Here is an 18,671-nt window from a genome sequence, read left to right on the forward strand (position 1 = left end):
CCTGTTCTTATATACGCGCCAGCCGTCCGGCCTTGAAAACCGGGGACCGTGGCGGAATTTCTTGTGAACAGGGGCTTTCGTCGGAACGCCTTATCAGGGTCCTGAGAGCCTGCTTAGAGGAGAGACTAGAACAATGGCAAAAGTAATCGGTATCGACCTCGGAACCACAAACTCCTGCATCGCCATCATGGACGGCAAGGAGCCCAAGGTGATCGAGAATGCGGAAGGCGCGCGCACGACCCCTTCCATCGTCGCCATCAACAGCGACGGAGAACGCCTCGTCGGCCAGCCGGCCAAGCGGCAGGCGGTCACCAACCCTGAAAACACCATCTTCGCGGTCAAGCGCCTGATCGGCCGCCGCTATGACGATCCGGTGACGGAGAAGGACAAGAAGCTTGTCCCCTACAAGATCGTCAAGGGCGACAATGGCGACGCCTGGGTCGAGGCCGGCGGCAAGAAGCTGTCGCCCAGCCAGATCTCGGCCATGATCCTGCAGAAGATGAAGGAAACGGCGGAAGCCTATCTCGGCGAGAAGGTCGAGAAGGCGGTCATCACCGTTCCGGCCTATTTCAACGACGCCCAGCGCCAAGCGACCAAGGACGCCGGCAAGATCGCCGGCCTCGAAGTGCTGCGCATCATCAACGAGCCGACGGCTGCCGCGCTCGCCTATGGCCTGGAGAAGAAGGACGGCAAGACCATCGCCGTCTATGACCTTGGCGGCGGCACGTTCGACATTTCGGTGCTCGAGATCGGCGACGGCGTCTTCGAGGTGAAGTCGACCAATGGCGACACCTTCCTCGGCGGCGAGGACTTCGACATGCGCCTGGTCGAGTACCTGGCGGCCGAGTTCAAGAAGGAACAGGGCATCGATCTCAAGGCCGACAAGCTCGCCCTGCAGCGGCTGAAGGAAGCCGCAGAAAAGGCTAAGATCGAGCTGTCGTCGACGACGCAGACCGAGATCAACCTGCCCTTCATCACCGCCGACGCCACCGGGCCGAAGCACCTGACGATGAAGCTCACCCGGGCGAAGTTCGAGAGCCTGGTCGAGGATCTCGTGCAGCGCACCATCGACCCGTGCAAGGCGGCGCTCAAGGACGCCGGCCTGAAGGCGGGCGAGATCGACGAGGTGGTTCTGGTCGGCGGCATGACCCGCATGCCCAAGATCCAGGAAATCGTGAAGCAGTTCTTCGGTAAGGACCCGCACAAGGGCGTCAACCCGGATGAGGTCGTGGCGCTTGGCGCTGCCATCCAGGCCGGCGTGCTGCAGGGCGACGTCAAGGACGTGCTGCTCCTCGACGTGACGCCGCTGTCGCTCGGCATCGAGACGCTGGGCGGCGTGTTCACCCGGCTGATCGAGCGCAACACCACGATCCCGACCAAGAAGAGCCAGGTGTTCTCGACGGCCGAGGATTCGCAGTCGGCGGTGACGATCCGCGTCTTCCAGGGCGAGCGCGAGATGGCGGCCGACAACAAGCTGCTCGGGCAGTTCGACCTGGTCGGCATCCCGCCGGCTCCGCGCGGCGTGCCGCAGATCGAGGTCACCTTCGACATCGACGCCAACGGCATCGTCAATGTCTCGGCCAAGGATAAGGGCACCGGCAAGGAGCACCAGATCCGCATCCAGGCTTCGGGCGGACTGTCCGACGCCGATATCGAGAAGATGGTGAAGGATGCCGAGGCCAATGCCGAGGCCGACAAGAAGCGCCGCGCCCTCGTCGAGGCTCGCAACCAGGCCGAATCCCTGGTGCATTCGTCCGAGAAGTCGCTCAAGGATTATGGCGACAAGGTCTCGGAGGCCGACCGCACCGCGATCGCCGACGCCATCAGCGCGCTGAAGACCGCCGCCGAGGGCGACGACGTGGCCGATATCGAGGCCAAGTCGCAGTCGCTTGCCGAAGCTTCGATGAAGCTTGGCCAGGCCATGTACGAGGCCTCGCAGAAGGAAGCAGCCGAAGCCGACGCCAAGGCGGACGCCGCCAAGGATTCGGACGTGGTCGACGCCGACTTCGAGGAAATCGACGAGGACGGCGACAAGAAGAAGTCGGCCTGAACCGCCGACGGCAGATAATGCGAAAAGCCCGGCGCAAGGCCGGGCTTTTTTGCAACCTTGAACGAAAAAGTGCGAGTCTGACCGAAAAAGTGACGGAAAAACACGGGCCAGGCATGTGCCGGCTCTGGCATCCGGGCAGCATCGCTCCTAAATCGAACAACGTGCCGGCGACGACGCAACAATGCTTGAAGACATTGAGCATCCGGACAGCGGGAAAAAATGAAAGCTGATTTCTACGAAACGCTGGGCGTGCACAAAGGTGCCGACGACAAGGAGCTGAAGAGCGCTTTCCGCAAGCTCGCCATGCAGTTCCATCCCGACCGCAATCCCGGCGACCATGCCTGCGAGCACAAGTTCAAGGAAATCAACGAAGCCTACGAGACGCTGAAAGACCCGCAGAAGCGCGCGGCCTATGACCGTTTCGGCCACGCCGCCTTCGAGCAGGGCGGCATGAACGGCGCGGCGCACGGCTTCGGCGCCGGCGGCTTTGCCGACATCTTCGAGGACATTTTCGGCGACATGATGGGCGGCCGCCAGCGCCGCTCGTCGGGCGGCCGCGAGCGCGGGGCCGACCTGCGCTACAACATGGAGATCTCGCTGGAAGAGGCATTCTCCGGCAAGACGGCGCAGATCCGCGTGCCGGCCTCCATTTCCTGCTCGGAATGCTCGGGCAGCGGCGCCAAGCCCGGCACGCAGCCTGTCACCTGCGCCATGTGCCACGGCCACGGCAAGGTGCGCGCCACGCAAGGCTTCTTCTCGATCGAGCGTACCTGCCCGCAATGCCAGGGCCGCGGCCAGACGATCAAGGACCCCTGCCCGAAATGCGCCGGCCAGGGCCGCGTCACCGAGGAGCGGTCGCTGTCGGTCAACATCCCGGCCGGCATCGAGGACGGCACCCGCATCCGGCTTGCCAATGAAGGTGAGGCCGGCCTGCGCGGCGGCCCTTCGGGCGATCTCTACATCTTCCTCGCGGTCAAGCCGCATGAATTCTTCCAGCGCGACGGTGCCGACCTCTATTGCAAGGTACCGATCTCGATGACGACCGCCGCCCTCGGCGGCTCGTTCGAGGTCACGACGCTCGACGGCACGCAGACCAAGGTCAAAGTGCCGGAAGGCACCCAGAACGGCCGCCAGTTCCGGCTGAAGGGCAAGGGCATGCCAGTGCTGCGACAGCCCAATATCGGCGACCTCTACATCCAGACGGCGGTAGAGACGCCGCAGAACCTGTCGCGCCGCCAGCGCGAGCTCCTGGAGGAGTTCGAGCAGCTCTCCTCGAAGGACAATTCGCCCCAGTCGAGCGGCTTCTTCGCCCGCATGAAGGACTTTTTCGAGTCCTTTGGCGAGCACTAAGGTTTTCTGCCGGAAGTCGCGCTCCCCAAGCGTCATCAACATCTTATGCCAGATTGACGCCTTGCCTTGTCCCACCCAACTGCTAAGTAGCGGATCGGGGGCGGAGCATTGAGGAGAGCTCGCATGGCACGTGGTCCCGGATTGCGCAAAGCGCTGGCGGAAAAATTCGACGACGAGCTGAAGTTCTTCAAAGGCTGGATCGACAAGCCGAAAGCGGTCGGCTCGATCGTTCCCACCAGCTCCATCACCGCCCGCAAGATGGCCTCGATCGTCAACCCGAAATCGGGCCTGCCGGTGCTCGAGGTCGGACCCGGCACCGGCGTCATCACCCGCGCCATCCTGGCCCAGGGCGTGAAGCCGGAAAATCTCTACGCAATCGAGTATTCCACCGACTTCGTGCGCCATCTGCGCCGGCTCTATCCGGGCGTCAACGTCATCGAGGGCGACGCCTTCAATCTCAATGCCACGCTGGGCGAAAAGCGCGACATGGTGTTCGATTCGGTCGTCTCCGGCGTGCCGCTGCTCAATTTCCCGGTCGCCCAGCGCATCGCCTATATCGAAAGCCTGCTCGACCGCATCCCCGTCGGCAGACCGATCGTGCAGCTGACCTATGGTCCGATGTCGCCGATCCCGCCCGGCCGCGGTGACTACACGGTCAAGCATTTCGACTTCATCATCCGCAACATCCCGCCGACGCAGCTGTGGATCTACCGGCGCAAGCCGCATTAGATGAGAGGGAGTAGGGCAGTAGGGCAGTAGGAGAATGACCGGACTATTCCCTACTCCCCTACTGCCTTACTCCGTTGATTTGAGTGACCCTTGGCTGTACCTGTCCCGGAACAAGGGTGGCCAATGGCAGTGATCCCAAGAATCCTCGTCTTTGCCGGCTCGGTCCGCACCGGCGCTTTCAGCGGCCGGACCGCCGATGTGGCGCAGAAGGAACTCGCCATGCAGGGCGCCGAGGTGACCCGCATCTCGCTCGGCGACTATCCGCTACCGATCATGGACGAGGACCTGGAGAAGGAAAGAGGACTCCCCGAAAACGCCGTGAGGCTCGGCCGGCTGGTCGCGGCTCACGACGGCTTGCTGATCGCGACGCCCGAATATAACGGCTCGATCCCGCCGCTCTTGAAGAACTCGATCGACTGGGTGAGCCGGATCCGGCGCAACGGCAGCCGCTCGTTCAGGCCGCTTTACGGCAAGCCCGTCGGCCTTTGCTCCTCCTCCGAAGGCAAGTTTGCCGGCATACGCTGCATCAACCATCTGCGCGCGGTGCTGGTGCGCTGCCAGATGGAAGTGATCACGCCGGAATGCTCGGTGTCCGGCGCCGACGAAGCGTTCGCCGAGGACGGACAATTTCGTGACGCCAGACTGCACCAATCGATGGAGCGCCTATGCAGTACACTGATCGAAACCTCGCGCATGCTGTCCGTCCGGATCGAAGCGTGATGCATCCGGTCGAGACCATGCGCGACAGGCTGATCGTCGGCCTCGACGTGCCGACGCTGAAAGAGGCCGAGAAGGCGGTGCGCGAGCTCGAAGGCACCGTCTCCTTCTACAAGATCGGCTATCAGCTCGCCTTTGCCGGCGGGCTGGATTTCGCGCGCGAGCTGGCCCGCGGCGGCACCAAGGTCTTCCTCGACATGAAGCTGCTCGACATCGACAACACGGTGGCCAAGGGCGTCGAGAACATCGTCAGGATGGGCGTCTCGATGCTGACGCTGCATGCCTACCCCAAGGCGATGAAGGCGGCGGTCGAGGCGGCCAAGGGCAGCGAGCTCTGCCTGCTTGCGGTGACGGTGCTCACCTCGATGGACGAGCAGGACATGATCGACGCCGGCTACGAGTATGATCCGCACACGCTGGTGCTGCGACGCGCCGAACAGGCGCTGCATGCCGGCATGGGCGGCATCGTCTGCTCGGCCGAGGAGGCTGAAGCCGCGCGCCGGATCGTCGGTCCCGACATGGCTGTCGTCACGCCGGGTATACGGCCGAGCGGCAGCGACCATGGCGACCAGAAGCGCGTGGTGACGCCGGCGCAGGCGATCCGCAACGGCTCCAGCCACCTCGTCGTTGGCCGACCCATTGTCGCCGCTGCCGACAGGCGGGCGGCGGCCGAAGCGATCCTGACCGAGATGCAATCGGCATAGCGCCGACCCTCGCGCACGAACCGAAACAGGAGAAAATCATGCCAAAGGGATACTGGATCGCTCGCGTCGACGTGCGCGACGCCGAGGGCTACAAGGATTATGTCGCCGCCGCCAAGCTCGCCTTCGACCGTTTTGGCGCGAAATTCCTGGCGCGCGGCGGCGAGCATGAAAAGGCCGAGGGCCCTGGCCGCGCGCGCAACGTGATCATCGAATTCGAATCGTTTGCCGCGGCGCATGACTGCTACCATTCGCCGGAATATCAGCGCGCCGTCGCCATCCGCCAGAAAGTGGCCGACGGCGAAATCGTGCTGGTCGAGGGCGTCTAGCGAAGTAGCCTATTCGCTGCCGTTTCGGCCATCGCGTCGGCGAGGCTCATGCCCCACTGCCTGCGGCAATAATCGCGAAAATCGAAGCAGGGCAGGCCGGGGCAGACTTCGAACTCGATGAGGTGGACCGTATCGTCGGCCTCGACTCGAAAATCGACCGAGAAGACGTCCTTCAGGCCAACCCCGGCGGTCAGCTTTTGCGCGATGGCGCGGATTGCCCGATCGGCCGCTGGCTGGCTGGCGGCGACCGGCTCGAGTTCCGGTTCGGCATAGATGCCAGCGTCCCTGGCGGCCTGGCCGGTATCGCCGTAGAGCGCCATCGAGTCGGCCATGGTCTGGAAGTCGCCGCCGGAATCGACGAAGGCGATGCCGAGCGCCTCGACGCCGGTTTCCGGCTTCAGCCCGAGGAAGCTTGCCCGCACATTGCGGCCGGCGACATAGGGCTGGACGACGACATCGTCGCGATAGCCGGCAAAGACACGCCGGCTAAGCTCCAGCGCGTGGCCGAGTTCGGTGATCCGCGAATCCGCCCAGATGCCGATCTTAGCGCCGAGACGGTTGGGCTTGACGAACCAGCCGGCGGCCGAGGCCGGCGGCTCGACCAGCCACGCGCCGTTGCGTGCGAGGCCGACAGCCGGCACCGGCAGGCCTAGTGCCGCGAGCACGGCACCGGAGCGGAACTTGTCTTGGCAGAGCGCGAACAACGAGTCGTCGGCGCCGATCGTCCGCAGGCCGTTCAGCCGCGCCAGCGCAGGCGAGGCGCCGCCCCGGAAATAGGCGACGCCGTCGGTCAGCGTCCAGACCAGGGTCGCCCTGGGATCGGCCTTCGCCAGCACGGTCGCGGCGTCGTCCAGTTCGGCGGCCATGAAGGCGAGGCCACGCTTTCCGCAAGCGGCGGCTAGCTCGCCGAATTCGGGCGCGAGATCGGTCGACTGCGCCAGATAAGACGAAATCTCGGTGGCGCGTTCCGTCGGGTAGCCCTCGGCGACGAGCCTGTCGAAACACGCCTTCACCGGCTCATGGACAAGGATCAGCGTCGGCTGGCTGTGCGGCATGGAATGGACTGCTCCGGCAAATCAGCCCCTACCATCGCATGGCTGGCTCGGCAGGCTTGCGGGAAACCGACCGGGCCGGACGATAATCCGCAAGCCGCTCAGGCGATCAGCACGCGCGGCTCGAAGCGGCCCCTGACCGGGATGTCGAGCAGGAATGTCATGCCAGCTTGAGGGTCCAGCGCTCGCTGCTTGTCATCCTTGCCCTTCCAGGCCGACGTCACCGCGATCCGGTCACCCTTTTGGCCGATAAAGGCGGGGCAGGACGGCTGCGTTACCGGCATCGGTATCTCGCGCAGCAGCGCGCCGTCCGGCGCATAGGCCTTCACCGCCTTGCCGCCCCAGACCGCGTTCCACAGCACGCCGTCGCGGTCGACGATGGAGCCGTCGACATAGCCCTTGGAGGAGCGATGGTCGACGAACACTTTCGGCTCGCCTGTCGGCAGGCCGGTCGCCGGATCGCAGGCGACGCGCATCAGAAGCCCGGTCGAGGTGTCGGTGTAATAGGCGGTCGCGCCGTCCTCCGAAAAACAGATCGAGTTCGACACGGTGACGTCCGAAAACAGGCGGCGAAGCTCGCCCTTGAAGAACCAGTAGATCGCGCCGGCGCCCTTCGCCTCGTCCTTGCCCATCGTGCCGGTCCAGAAGGCGCCACAGGGATGGACACGGGAATCGTTGGAGCGGGTAAGTGGATTGTCGGCCTCGATCGGCGTGTGCAGCCTCAGCTTGCCGGTCTTGACGTCCCTGACCTGCAGGCCGACCTCCGTGGCGATCAGCTGGCGCTCATCGTCGATCACGGCGATGGCGCTGGCCATCACGCCGAGATCATGGATTTTCAGCGCGCCGGCGAGCGGCTTTTCCAGAAGCCTGCCGTTGACGATGTCGAACCAGAACAGCGTGTCGGTGGCGGGATCGTAGCTCGGACCCTCGCCGAGCTCGCAGATATGGTCGCTGAGAACCGAAACGCTATCCATCATGCTCCTCCGAAGGCTTCGTCCCAGGCGGCGACTGCGGCGCGGGCGCGCTGCGCCACGTCCTCGACGCTGGCGCCCGGCTTGTAGAGGCTCGATCCCAGGCCGAACACGCTGACGCCGACCGTCTTGTAGCCGGCAAAATCCTTGTCGGAAACGCCGCCGACGGCGCCGATCAGCGTCGTCGCCGGCAGCACGGCGCGGATCGCCGAAATGCCGGCGGCGCCCAGCACGCTTGCCGGAAAGAATTTCAGCGCCGAGGCGCCAAGCTTTATGGCCTGGAAGGCTTCGGTGGGCGTGAACACGCCCGGCATGGTCACCATGCCGTGATGCATGGCGCGGCCCATGACCTCGGCATCGATGTTGGGGCTGACCAGCAGCCGGCCGCCGGCCTTGTGCAAGGCATCCACATCGGCGGCGGTCAGCACCGTGCCGGCGCCGACCAGTGCGGTCTCGGGCAAAGCTTCGGCGATACTGGCGATGGAGGCGAACGGCTGTGGCGAGTTGAGCGGCACCTCGATCGCCTCGATGCCGGCGTCATGAACCGCCTGGCCGATCGCCACCGCCTCGCCGGGCTTCAGCCCGCGCAGGATCGCGACCAGGCCGCGTCTCAATTTCGGAAAGGGCGCTGTCTGCGTCACGCGACACCTCCAATCATGCCGTTCTCGCGCGCGGCCTCGACAAGGCCGGCGCGCACCGCTTCATCCGCGTCGACGATCCGGAAGGCAAGGCCGGCAAAGCCAAGAACGGCACCGTAAAGCGCGGCCAGCGCGCCGGAGGCGATCAGGACGACCGGCGCCTCGCCGGCGCCATAGCGGCGTTTGGCCGAAGCGATCTCGCCGCCGATGAGCAGTCCGGACAGGCACGCCGCCGCCTCGTCGGATTTCAAGTCCTGCAGCAGCCCGGCGGCGCGGATCGCAAACAGTTTCGAGGTCACGTCGCCGCCCTCGCCCAGCGCTTGGCTGCACCATTGACGGAAAAACGGGCTGTCCGCCGCGACCGGAGCCGGATGCTCGCCGAGCGAATGTTTCAGGATGGAATGCGCGGCCAACACGGAAAACAATTCGCCTGTCGGCCAGGTGCCGAAGCCGGCGACCGCGCCGTCCTCGACGACGACCCACTTGGAATGCGTGCCCGGCATGCAGACGAGATGGCGGCCCTTTGCCGGCAAACCGGCGCCGGCAAGCTGCGTTTCCTCGCCGCGCATGACATCCGGCGCGTCGGCCAGCCGCTGGGCGAGGCCCGGCACGATGCGGATGTCGCGGCGCTGGCCCTCGACGCGGGTTGCCTCGCCAAGAATGGCGCCGATCGGCGCCGGCACGGTGACATAGGGCGCCTCGATCCAGCCCTGGCGGGAACCAGCCATGCCGCAGATGATGACGGGCAAGGCCTCCGGTGCGCCCATGGCGGCAAGGTGGCCTTCCAGCACCGTCGCAAAGCCTTTCTCGCGCGCCGTGATCAGCCCGTCGTCGCCGCGCCGCTCGGCAAGCATCTTGCCGGTACCATCGAGCAGCCAGGCCCTTAGCCTTGTCGTGCCCCAGTCGAAGGCGGCGACCGCCGGCGCGCCGCTCACAGGAAGCCTCCGTCGACGATCAGCATTTGGGCCGTCAGCATGCGCGAGGCATCCGAGGCCAGGAACAGCACCGTGCCGACGATATCGTCGGGCTGCATGACTTGCCTGATGCATTGCTTGGCGACATGGGCGGCGAGCGCCTCTTCGGTGACCCAAAGCTCCCGCTGCCGTTCGGTGACCACCCAGCCCGGCGCGACCGCGTTGACGCGGATGCCGTCGGCGCCGAGCTTGCCGGCCAGGCCCTTGCTGAGGCCGAGTATGCCGGCCTTGGCGGCGGTGTAGGCCGGCATGTCCGGATGGTTGATGAGATAGGAGGTCGAGGTGAAGTTGATGATCGAGCCGCCGCCGGCGCGCTTCATGCCCGGCGCCACCGCCTGGGCAGTGAAGAAATGCGGCCGAAGGTTGATGGCGAGATTGTTGTCCCAGAACTCGACCGTGACGTCCTTCACTTCATGGCGATCGTCGAGCGCGGCGTTGTTGACCAGCGCGGTGATATCGCCATGCGCTTGCGATGCCTTTGCCACCGCCGCACGCAGCGCCTCGACGTCGCGCAGGTCGGTCTTGAGGTAGAGCGGGCGGCGGCCGAGCTCCTTTTCCAGGCGGTCGGCAAGCGTCGTGCTGGGCTTGTCGGCGATATCGATGAACGCGACCTTCGCGCCTTGCCGCATGAAGCCCTCGGTCAGCGCCGCGCCGATACCGGAACCGCCGCCGGTGATCAGCACCGAGGCGCCGTCGAGGTCGGCGAAACGCGCCGATGGCATCATGATTTCTTTCTCCCTTTGGCCGGCGCGCATCCTAGCCATGCCGGCCCCGGGGGCAAGGGAGAAACGGCGGATTCAGCCGCTTATGTCTGACAAAATGAACGCCGCCCCAGGCGGCGGGCAGATCGGGTCTGTCAGATCGCCTTGGCGCGCAACGCGCCACGATAGGAATCGCGGAGATAGCCGAGCGTGGCGTCGGCATCGGCCGGCTTGCCGAACAGATAGCCCTGGCCGCCGGCGCAGCCGAACTGGACCAGGCGGTCGGCCTGCGCTTCCTCCTCGATGCCTTCGGCCACAACGTCCATGCCGAGCCCTTCGCACATGGCGAGAATGGCGCGGATGATGTGCTCGGACGGCCTGTCGTCGAGGATGGAGGAGACGAAGGCGCGGTCGATCTTCAGCTTGTCGAAATGGAACTCGCGCAGACGCCCGAGCGAGGACTGGCCGGTGCCGAAATCGTCGAGCGAGACGCGGATGCCGACCCGGCGCAGATCCTCGACGATCTTCTCGGCCGAAGCCGGATCGGTCATCAGGCCGGTTTCGGTGATCTCGATCTCCAGCCGGCGCGGATCGAAGCCGGTGCGCTCGAGAATAGCGAGAATGTGCAGGCCGGTGTTCTGGTCGACCAGCTGCGACGGCGACAGGTTGAAGGACAAAAACAGGTCCTTCGGCCAGCTGCGCGCCGCCTCGGTCGCCTTGCGCAGCACAAGCTGCGACAGCGGACCGATGATGCCGCGCTCCTCGGCGATCGGAATGAAGACGCTCGGCGGCACCATGCCGAGATCGCGGTCGGTCCAGCGGGCCAGCGTCTCGAAGCCGATGGTGCGGCGGCTGTTGAGATCGACGATGGGCTGGAAATGCGGCTCGACCTCGCCGGCCGAGACGGCGCGGCGCAACGCCTGCTCGATGCGGGTGACGCGCTTGGCCGCCTCCTCCATCTCGCGGGTGTAGACGACGACGCGGCCGCGGCCCGAGCGCTTGGCGTGGTAGAGCGCGGTCTCGGCCTTGTTGATCAGGATCTCGGTGGTCTCGTCACCGGAATAGAACAGCGAGCAGCCGACCGAGGCCGACAGCCTGGCGGTGCGCTCGCCGACATCATAGGGCGCCGACAGGATCTCGATCAGCATGCGCGACTTCTCGGCCGCCTGCTCTTCGCTGAACACCATGGGATAGAGGAAGGCGAACTCGTCGGCGCCGATGCGGCAGACGGTGGAGTAACCGTCCATCGAGGCGCGCAGCCGCATCGCCACCTGGATCAGGATGTCGTCGCCGGCCTTGTGGCCGAACAGGTCGTTGATCGGCTTGAAGCCGTCGAGGTCGAGGATGCCGACGGTGAAGGGCGCAGGATCGTCGGCGCGGTCGCTGATCAGGCGATCGACCTTGTCGAAGAAGCGAAGATGGTTGCCAAGCCCGGTCAGCGGATCGGTGAAGGCCAGATCCATGTTTTCCCTGCCTGGCTGCCCGGTGCCAAACGTCGTTTGCATCATGTCCCTGTTCTGACGGCGGAATTTGTAACCAGACTGGCAGCAAAGCGTTTAGGAAAGGTATCGGAAAAATCGATTTTCCCGATGACCCCAAAAAAGGGCCATGCTCCGGTTAGCCGACTTGCCTGACGCGATGGAGCTCGACGGGCTTCCCATGCTTTCTGCGACAGGCTCGAGCCAGTCCGGAGGGGATCGGCTTAAACCTGGCCTTAACGGCTTCAATAAATAGTAAAGCGGCCCGGAGACGCCGGCATTGGGGCCGGCATCGGCGCGGCCGAAGGGCCGGGCACCGGAGACAGACATGCCACACGAAATCCGCAACGAGCCGGCGATCGCCGTGCTGCTGCCTTGCCACAATGAGGAGCTGACGGTCGGCGAGGTCGTGCGGCGCTTCCGGGAAACGCTGCCGTCCGCAATGATCTATGTCTATGACAACAATTCGAAAGACCTGACAGCGCTCAGGGCCCGCGCGGCCGGCGCCGTGGTCGTGCGCGAACCGCGCCAGGGCAAGGGCAATGTGGTGCGCCGCATGTTCGCCGACATCGAGGCCGACATCTATGTGATGGCCGACGGCGACGGCACCTATGCGCCGGAAGATGCGCCGCAGCTGATCAACACGCTTTTGACCGAGCGCTGCGACATGGTGGTGGGCACCAGGCGCGGCGTGACCGACGATGCCGGCCGCTCCGGCCACGCCTTCGGCAACCGCGTTTTCAACCGCCTCTACACGAGCCTGTTTGGCGCCGATTTCACCGACATCTTTTCCGGTTACCGGGTCTTTTCGCGGCGCTTCGTCAAGAGCTTCCCGGCGGTTTCCGGCGGCTTCGAGATCGAGACCGAAATGTCGGTCCATGCCTCGCAGCTCAAGCTGCCGGTGAACGAAATGGCGCTCGACTACGGCCGCCGCCCGGAAGGTTCGTCGTCAAAGCTGTCGACATTCAGGGACGGCGCCAGGATCCTGTGGATGTTCGCCATGCTGGTGAAGGAGACGCAGCCGCTGCGGTTTTTCGGCACGTTCGCCCTGTTCTTCCTGGCGGCCAGCGTCGGCCTGATGATCCCGGTGCTGGTCGAATTCGCCGAGACGGGGCTTGTGCCGCGCATGCCGACCTGGGTGCTGTCGGTCGGGTTGCTGCTCTTGTCGATGCATTCGGCGGTGACCGGGCTGATCCTCGATTCGGTGTCGCGCGGCCGCGCCGAACAGAAGCGCATCTTCTATCTTTCGATCCCTGCCGGCCGCATCGGGCGGCGTGCAGGCGTCAACGAGCAGGCCTCCCCGAAGAGAGAGCCGGGCAAGGCCTCGCGGGCGGCCTGATGGGCCGGCTTACCCGCTTCGTCCTTGCTGGCGGCATCGGCTTCGTCGCCGACGCGGCCGCGCTCTGGCTGCTGCTTGCCGTCACGCCGCTCGGACCGCTGGTGGCGCGCGTGCTTTCGATCGGCTTCGCGCTCACCGTCACCTGGCAGATCAACCGGCATCTCACTTTCGCGCCGTCGAGCCGGGGCATCGCGCAAGAGGGCGCGCGCTATGGCAGCGTCGGCGTCGCCACCAGCATCGTCAATTATCTCGTCTACTGCGCCATCCTGTTCGCGCTGCCCGCCCTGCCGCCGCTGGCGGCGCTGGTGATCGCCTCGCTGGCTGCGATGGCGCTGTCCTTTCTCGGCTACTACCGGCTGGTCTTCGACCGGTAGCTTCTGGCCGATTGGCAGAAGCCTTCGAGTTCCTTATATCGGCGACAGAGATCGTGCCGGAGACCCTGCATGCCGCTGAAAATCGCCGTCCAGATGGACCATGTCTCGACCGTGTCGATCGCCGGCGACACGAGCTTCGCGCTGTCGCTGGAGGCGCAGCGGCGCGGCCACAAGCTCTTCCACTACACGCCCGACCGCCTGTCGATGCGTGACGGCAAGGTGTTCGCGCGCGTCGAGGAGATGCAGGTGCGCGACGAGAAGGGCAACCACTATTCGCTGGGCGATCCGGTGCGCACCGACCTTTCGGAGATGGACGTGGTGCTGCTGCGCCAGGATCCGCCCTTCGACATGAACTACATCACCACCACGCATATCCTGGAACGCATCCATCCGAAGACGCTGGTGGTCAACGATCCCGCCTGGGTGCGCAACAGCCCGGAAAAGATCTTCGTCACCGAGTTCCCGGACCTGATGCCGGACACGCTGATCACCAAGGATCCGCAGGAGGTCGCAGCCTTCCGCAAGGAGTTCGGCGACATCATCGTCAAGCCGCTCTATGGCAATGGCGGCGCCGGCATCTTCCATTTGCACGAGGCCGACCGCAACCTCGCCTCGCTGCTCGAAATGTTCGGCCAGCTGTTCCGCGAGCCCTATATCGTGCAGCGCTATCTCAAGGATGTGCGCAAGGGCGACAAGCGCATCATCCTGATCGACGGCGAGCCAGTGGGCGCCATCAACCGCGTGCCGGCCGAGCACGATTCGCGCTCCAACATGCATGTCGGCGGCCGCGCCGAGAAGACCGAGCTGACGGAGCGCGAGCGCGAGATCTGTGCCCGCATCGGCCCGGCGCTAAGGGAGCGCGGCTTCATCCTGGTCGGCATCGACGTGATCGGCGACTACATGACCGAGATCAACGTCACCTCGCCGACCGGCATTCGCGAAGTGCGGCGTTTCGGCGGCGCGGATATCGCTGCCCTGTTCTGGGATTGCGTGGAAGGGAAGCGGAGCTAGGCCCTTCTCGGATAGGCCCGCTGGGGCGCTACACTATGGCTTTTCCAAAGTCCCAGCAGCCGTGTGAAGAAGGTGACTATCAATGCCAACTTCGCAATACGCTCAACGACTTTTATGAGTGTTGTCTCAAGTAAAAATGAACTATTTTGGCGCAATACTCAAATCTTGGAAAATAAAACGAGACGCCGTTAGGATTTTTTGTGTCTGGATTCTCAAACCTTGCCCAGTCTTGATAGTCGGAGACGATATAGACCTCGTCTCTCTCGTTTCTGGTGCCTATGCTCGGAACCTCTGTTGAAATGCTCGTCATTTCGCGGGACCCTATTGTCGGGGATCCTACTCACGGGGCAGGATTTGTCATTCACGAAATAGCACCCTGACAGTTGGTCGCCGGCCTGGAAAAGGCGATGCTGGGGTAACGGTTGCCCGCGATCCCGCACCGCCGATACCAGAGCTCTGGTGAGCTTTTTAAACGCCGCGCCGTGATGGCCCATCGAAGTGTCCGCTGAGCGCCATGTTCGGATCTACGCGGGGCCAAGCGTGAACGTCTCCAGTCCAGACGGACGAACGTGCGCCTTGGGTGCGCAATGAGCAGTTTTCAATCCAGACGCTAACCAGGTCGTCGGAGCCCCAACGCAGAGCTGCGAAACTCATTGGCCCAGCGTGTCCAGCGCCCTTTGCGCTGCGATGAGGTCGACGACCGGATATCTGGTTTCAAACGTGTCGATCACGGATCGTAGGCGCGTCTCGGCGTCATTGACACGACCTTGTCGTGCGAGAACTGGTGCTAGTTGAGTTATGGCGCGGAGTTCAAAAAGTCGCGCTTTCTGCCGCTTTGAAGTAGCAATTGCTGTTTCGAATAGGTGTGTGGCACCCATCAGGTCATCTCTGCCCGCGGCGATTTGGCCACGAAGCCGGATGCATTCTGCTAGGTAGCTCGCCTCGTCCGTATCGAAAACGAGGGTATCGACATCATCAAGCGTTTGCGATGCCTCTTCGATGCGACCGGCCCGCAGGAGAAGATCACAAAGTTCGCACGCTTTCTCAGGGGTATGAAATACGACGCCCTGCCCGCGCCAAAGAACCATACTCTCCCGAGCGTCATCGATGCCGGCATCCAGTTCGCCTAAATGCGAGCGGGCATGGCCACGCCACCTGATGCCGCTGCTTCGACGCGCCGTGTAGCCATGCCGTTCGCAAATCTCGACGATCTTCCTTGCGTTATCGAGTACTTCCTCATATTGACCGAGCAGCGCGCACAATTGGCACTGCACGAGAAGATGCCACGCGAGGTCGAAAGGCTTATCGAGCTGGTCAAAATTGCGCATCAGGCGCTCTTTCTCTTCGACTGCAGCATCAAAGAAACCCAGTATGATCAGCGATTCGCTAAAATATGCCTGGGCAGACACACGTTGATCTGCACCAGCGAACGAAATGCGATGACTTGGGTCAACCCGATCAATCAGATCTAAGGCCTTGCGCAAGGCCTCCGCTGCCAGCGGCTCTTCTCCCCGGTTAGAATGAGCGATCCCCTTTGTTGCCCAAAGACCACTCAGATAGGCCGTTGGAAGGAGATCGGCACAGTTTGCGAGCTGTTCTTCGGCCAGGGTCAGGTAATCGTGATTGCGCCCAGTGGCATAAAAAAATGGAGCGACTGAAAGCGCAACGTCACATTGCAATTCGACCGATGCGGTGTTCGCGGCGGCAAGACGTGCATCTTCAAGCGTCTTCCCAAGGCGCTCAGAACGATACCCTTCAGCCTGCATCAAGGCATTGGCCATCGCAAGGTGGAGATGTGTCACCCGTTCGGCGCCGCCCGGGGCGTCGCCAAGTCTCCTGCTGCAGTCAATAGCACTGGTAAAGTGCGACACGGCTTCGCGGGTGGCCGCTCTGGCCAGGGCGGCCCCTCCCGCCTTTTGCCAGTGATCGAGCGCGCCCGCCCAATCCCCCGCTTCCTGAAAGTGGTGCGCGAGGAGTTCGGGTTGCGCCTCACTGATCTCGGGCCACCTTTCCTCCAACACATCTGCGACACGCTTATGTAGCTCCTGGCGCTTAGCGCGCAGCAGCGTGCCATACGCTGCGTCCTGAACGAGCGCATGCTTGAAGAGGTAAGTGGCCAGTGGCCGCGTCCCGCGGCAGAACACCAGACCGGCGCCGACGAGTTGATCCAGTGCGCCATTTAGTTCAGCGGCATTTCGCTGTGCGACCGCTGCCAGCAATTCGTAGGAGAACTCCCGACCGAGAACCGCGCCGATTTGTGCGGCCTCCTTAACGGTTGAGCCGAGGCGATCGAGCCGCGCCATCAACGAGGCATGCAGCGTGGCGGGCACGTTCAACGCCGTCGCAGCAGCTCTTGAGAGCACTGCCGTGGCGTTGCCGCCCTCCAGCACTGCCTTGGTCAGCTCCTCGACGAACAGTGGCACCCCATCAGTGCGCTCGATGATCTCCGCGACAACGTCGCTCGGCAGCTCTCCGGTGCCGACGACCCGCTGGACCAGCGCAGCACCTTCACGACGGTCGAGCCGATTGAGGACAAGAACCGTGACGTGTGCCTGCCCGGTCCACGGCGGTTGAAACTCGGGGCGGAACGTGAGGAGAAGCAACACTGGCAGGTGCGGCACCCGCTCGATCACCAAGTCGAGCAGCTCGCGCGAGCTGGGGTCGATCCAGTGCACATCCTCGAAGAGCATCAGCACCGGACCTTTTCGCGCCAGGTCTTCGAGCTGCCGGAGCAGCGCATCGAAGGTTTTCTCTTTGCACCGGACCTTTTCGCGCCAGGTCTTCGAGCTGCCGGAGCAGCGCATCGAAGGTTTTCTCTTTCTGACGCTGGGGCGTCAGTTGGAGGGGCGGAAAGCGGCCTTCGGTCGGCAATGACAACAGCTCGGCCAGCAGCGCCCCGTCCTCCGGCGAAGCCGGGGCGAGCAGGCCGGCGAGCTTTTCCAGCTTCGTCTCTGGCGGGTCGTCGCGCTCCAACCCGGCGGCACGTTCTAGCTGCGCAATGGTCGGGTGGAGCGCGCTGTCTTGATGGTGCGGCGAACAGAAATAGCGCAAGCGGGTGTGTGGCTCATTCTGGATCCGCTCCTGCAAGGTGACGGTGAGGCGCGACTTTCCGATGCCGGGCTCGCCTGAGAGCAGCACCACACGACCTTCACCACTTTTCGCGCGATGCCAGTGGCGCTGCAGCAGGTCGACCTCCTCCTCACGCCCGACCAGCGGCGTGGGCGTCGCCCCGTGCAGCGCCTCGAACCGGCTTTCGACAGCGCTCTCACGAACCACTTGATAGGGATGGATCGGCTCCGGAAAGCCTTTCACCTCGACGGCGCCAAGATCCCGATATTCGAAAAGACCGCCGACCAGCTGCCGCGTTTGCGGCCCGATCACGACCGCGTCGGGTTCAGCAAGAGCTTGCAGGCGGGCGGCGAGGTTCGGCGTCTCGCCCACGACGCCGCGCTCTTGCCCTTCGCCGGCGGTGATCAGATCGCCAACGACGACCTGCCCGGTGCCGACGCCGATACGAACCCGCAATGGCTCGGGCTCTTGGAGTTGCCTAACGGCATCGACGAGAGCGAGGCCAGCGCGCACCGCCTGCTCGGCGGCGTTCTCGTGCGCTTGCGGGTAGCCGAAATACACCAAAACTCCGTCGCCCATATACTTGGCGACAAAGCCGCCGAAGTGAGCGACCGTATCGGCGACACAGCGGTGATACGCACCGATGATCTCACGCAGATCCTCTGGATCGAGACGCGACGCGAGCGCCGTCGAACCAACGAGATCCACGAACATGACAGTCAGCTGTCGACGCTCCGCGCTTAGCTCCCGGGTGCGGCTCTGAGCCGCGATGTCATCGGTGCTCGGGTCGGGATGGCTTGACGAGGGCGCCAGCCCCACTACCGCCTTGCGGAATCGCTTGCGATGACCGAGGAGCATACCGAGCTTCTCGAGGTCGGCATCGGTCAGCTCCGGCAGGACTTCCGCGTCGATCGCGTTGTCGCGAAATGCCTGCTCGTATTGCTGGAGCCCGAGGCCTCGCAACCAAGCGGCAACGTCCACACCAGCTCTCCTAAGGCTGAATTCGGGTCCCTCAGCTGCAATATTAACTCAGATGCCAGGGAAATGCTGTAGACCCGGATTTCTGTCGAAGCTGGAGGTCCTCTAGAAGAATTGGGGGCTTGGAGTCCGACATGGTTGCCGCGGCGGTGACAGCTTTTGTGAAGGGTTACGGATGCCGGCCCTCTACTGAGGTGCCGTGGCTCCGGG

General features: G+C 64.0%; 16 protein-coding genes. 9 read left to right on the top strand and 7 right to left on the bottom strand.

Annotation, left to right across the window (positions count from 1 at the left end; genetic code table 11):
- Positions 1-133 precede the first annotated feature (133 nt).
- From dnaK to AU465_RS16005, 6 genes are all read left to right on the top strand, one after another.
- Positions 134-2,050, top strand: coding sequence for a molecular chaperone DnaK (dnaK, locus tag AU465_RS15980; RefSeq protein WP_192249343.1), 1,917 nt, complete (start codon positions 134-136; stop codon positions 2,048-2,050).
- Positions 2,051-2,269: 219 nt separating this feature from the next.
- The gene (gene dnaJ / locus AU465_RS15985; protein WP_192249346.1) at positions 2,270-3,400 is read left to right on the top strand and encodes a molecular chaperone DnaJ; all 1,131 of its coding nucleotides are present in this window, start codon (positions 2,270-2,272) and stop codon (positions 3,398-3,400) included.
- A 123-nt stretch (positions 3,401-3,523) separates the two neighbouring features.
- On the top strand, positions 3,524-4,129 hold the full coding sequence (pmtA, locus tag AU465_RS15990) for a phospholipid N-methyltransferase PmtA (protein ID WP_192249349.1): 606 nt from the start codon (positions 3,524-3,526) through the stop codon (positions 4,127-4,129).
- 123 nt (positions 4,130-4,252) lie between these two features.
- A complete protein-coding gene (locus AU465_RS15995; RefSeq protein WP_192249352.1) occupies positions 4,253-4,849 on the top strand; it encodes an NADPH-dependent FMN reductase in 597 nt (198 codons plus the stop codon).
- Positions 4,849-5,550, top strand: a complete 702-nt coding sequence (gene pyrF, locus AU465_RS16000; RefSeq protein ID WP_192249387.1) for an orotidine-5'-phosphate decarboxylase — start codon at positions 4,849-4,851, stop codon at positions 5,548-5,550. The genes AU465_RS15995 and pyrF overlap by 1 nt, the downstream gene beginning before the upstream one ends.
- A gap of 38 nt (positions 5,551-5,588) precedes the next feature.
- Complete coding sequence (locus AU465_RS16005) at positions 5,589-5,876, top strand: DUF1330 domain-containing protein (protein WP_192249355.1); 288 nt, start codon at positions 5,589-5,591, stop codon at positions 5,874-5,876.
- On the opposite strand, the gene AU465_RS16010 is transcribed toward AU465_RS16005, so the two are convergent.
- The 6 genes from AU465_RS16010 to AU465_RS16035 all read right to left on the bottom strand — a co-directional run bounded on the left by AU465_RS16010 (position 5,873) and on the right by AU465_RS16035 (position 11,717).
- On the bottom strand, positions 5,873-6,931 hold the full coding sequence (locus AU465_RS16010) for a D-alanine--D-alanine ligase family protein (protein ID WP_192249358.1): 1,059 nt from the start codon (positions 6,929-6,931) through the stop codon (positions 5,873-5,875). The genes AU465_RS16005 and AU465_RS16010 overlap by 4 nt on opposite strands.
- Positions 6,932-7,029: 98 nt before the next feature.
- The gene (locus tag AU465_RS16015) at positions 7,030-7,902 is read right to left on the bottom strand and encodes an SMP-30/gluconolactonase/LRE family protein (RefSeq protein WP_376774860.1); all 873 of its coding nucleotides are present in this window, start codon (positions 7,900-7,902) and stop codon (positions 7,030-7,032) included.
- Positions 7,902-8,540 carry a 2-dehydro-3-deoxy-6-phosphogalactonate aldolase gene (locus tag AU465_RS16020; protein ID WP_192249364.1) on the bottom strand — a complete coding sequence of 213 codons (639 nt, stop codon included), beginning with the start codon at positions 8,538-8,540 and terminating at the stop codon, positions 7,902-7,904. Before AU465_RS16020 ends, AU465_RS16015 begins: the two co-directional genes overlap by 1 nt.
- Complete coding sequence (locus tag AU465_RS16025) at positions 8,537-9,472, bottom strand: 2-dehydro-3-deoxygalactonokinase (RefSeq protein ID WP_192249367.1); 936 nt, start codon at positions 9,470-9,472, stop codon at positions 8,537-8,539. The genes AU465_RS16020 and AU465_RS16025 overlap by 4 nt, the downstream gene beginning before the upstream one ends.
- The gene (locus tag AU465_RS16030) at positions 9,469-10,236 is read right to left on the bottom strand and encodes an SDR family NAD(P)-dependent oxidoreductase (protein ID WP_192249370.1); all 768 of its coding nucleotides are present in this window, start codon (positions 10,234-10,236) and stop codon (positions 9,469-9,471) included. The genes AU465_RS16025 and AU465_RS16030 overlap by 4 nt, the downstream gene beginning before the upstream one ends.
- A gap of 131 nt (positions 10,237-10,367) precedes the next feature.
- On the bottom strand, positions 10,368-11,717 hold the full coding sequence (locus AU465_RS16035; RefSeq protein ID WP_192249390.1) for a putative bifunctional diguanylate cyclase/phosphodiesterase: 1,350 nt from the start codon (positions 11,715-11,717) through the stop codon (positions 10,368-10,370).
- A gap of 301 nt (positions 11,718-12,018) precedes the next feature.
- Here AU465_RS16035 and AU465_RS16040 point away from each other — a divergent pair, with 301 nt between their 5' ends.
- From AU465_RS16040 to gshB, 3 genes are all read left to right on the top strand, one after another.
- On the top strand, positions 12,019-13,029 hold the full coding sequence (locus tag AU465_RS16040) for a glycosyltransferase (RefSeq protein WP_192249373.1): 1,011 nt from the start codon (positions 12,019-12,021) through the stop codon (positions 13,027-13,029).
- Positions 13,029-13,403, top strand: a complete 375-nt coding sequence (locus AU465_RS16045) for a GtrA family protein (protein ID WP_192249376.1) — start codon at positions 13,029-13,031, stop codon at positions 13,401-13,403. The genes AU465_RS16040 and AU465_RS16045 overlap by 1 nt, the downstream gene beginning before the upstream one ends.
- Before the next feature lie 69 nt (positions 13,404-13,472).
- Positions 13,473-14,414, top strand: a complete 942-nt coding sequence (gene gshB / locus AU465_RS16050) for a glutathione synthase (RefSeq protein ID WP_192249380.1) — start codon at positions 13,473-13,475, stop codon at positions 14,412-14,414.
- 2,508 nt (positions 14,415-16,922) lie between these two features.
- Here gshB and AU465_RS16055 read toward each other — a convergent pair.
- Positions 16,923-18,464, bottom strand: coding sequence for an adenylate/guanylate cyclase domain-containing protein (locus AU465_RS16055; RefSeq protein WP_192249383.1), 1,542 nt, complete (start codon positions 18,462-18,464; stop codon positions 16,923-16,925).
- Positions 18,465-18,671 lie beyond the last annotated feature (207 nt).

It is taken from the genome of Mesorhizobium silamurunense (assembly GCF_014843905.1).
Lineage (GTDB): Bacteria > Pseudomonadota > Alphaproteobacteria > Rhizobiales > Rhizobiaceae > Mesorhizobium > Mesorhizobium silamurunense.

Excerpts from the sequence above, each read along its gene's own strand:
- dnaK (WP_192249343.1), top strand. The coding sequence starts at position 134 with ATGGCAAAAGTAATCGGTATCGACCTCGGAACCACAAACTCCTGCATC.
- dnaJ (WP_192249346.1), top strand. The coding sequence starts at position 2,270 with ATGAAAGCTGATTTCTACGAAACGCTGGGCGTGCACAAAGGTGCCGAC.
- pmtA (WP_192249349.1), top strand. The coding sequence starts at position 3,524 with ATGGCACGTGGTCCCGGATTGCGCAAAGCGCTGGCGGAAAAATTCGAC.
- AU465_RS15995 (WP_192249352.1), top strand. The coding sequence starts at position 4,253 with ATGGCAGTGATCCCAAGAATCCTCGTCTTTGCCGGCTCGGTCCGCACC.
- pyrF (WP_192249387.1), top strand. The coding sequence starts at position 4,849 with ATGCATCCGGTCGAGACCATGCGCGACAGGCTGATCGTCGGCCTCGAC.
- AU465_RS16005 (WP_192249355.1), top strand. The coding sequence starts at position 5,589 with ATGCCAAAGGGATACTGGATCGCTCGCGTCGACGTGCGCGACGCCGAG.
- AU465_RS16010 (WP_192249358.1), bottom strand. The coding sequence starts at position 6,931 with ATGCCGCACAGCCAGCCGACGCTGATCCTTGTCCATGAGCCGGTGAAG.
- AU465_RS16015 (WP_376774860.1), bottom strand. The coding sequence starts at position 7,902 with ATGGATAGCGTTTCGGTTCTCAGCGACCATATCTGCGAGCTCGGCGAG.
- AU465_RS16030 (WP_192249370.1), bottom strand. The coding sequence starts at position 10,236 with ATGATGCCATCGGCGCGTTTCGCCGACCTCGACGGCGCCTCGGTGCTG.
- AU465_RS16035 (WP_192249390.1), bottom strand. The coding sequence starts at position 11,717 with ATGCAAACGACGTTTGGCACCGGGCAGCCAGGCAGGGAAAACATGGAT.
- AU465_RS16040 (WP_192249373.1), top strand. The coding sequence starts at position 12,019 with ATGCCACACGAAATCCGCAACGAGCCGGCGATCGCCGTGCTGCTGCCT.
- AU465_RS16045 (WP_192249376.1), top strand. The coding sequence starts at position 13,029 with ATGGGCCGGCTTACCCGCTTCGTCCTTGCTGGCGGCATCGGCTTCGTC.
- gshB (WP_192249380.1), top strand. The coding sequence starts at position 13,473 with ATGCCGCTGAAAATCGCCGTCCAGATGGACCATGTCTCGACCGTGTCG.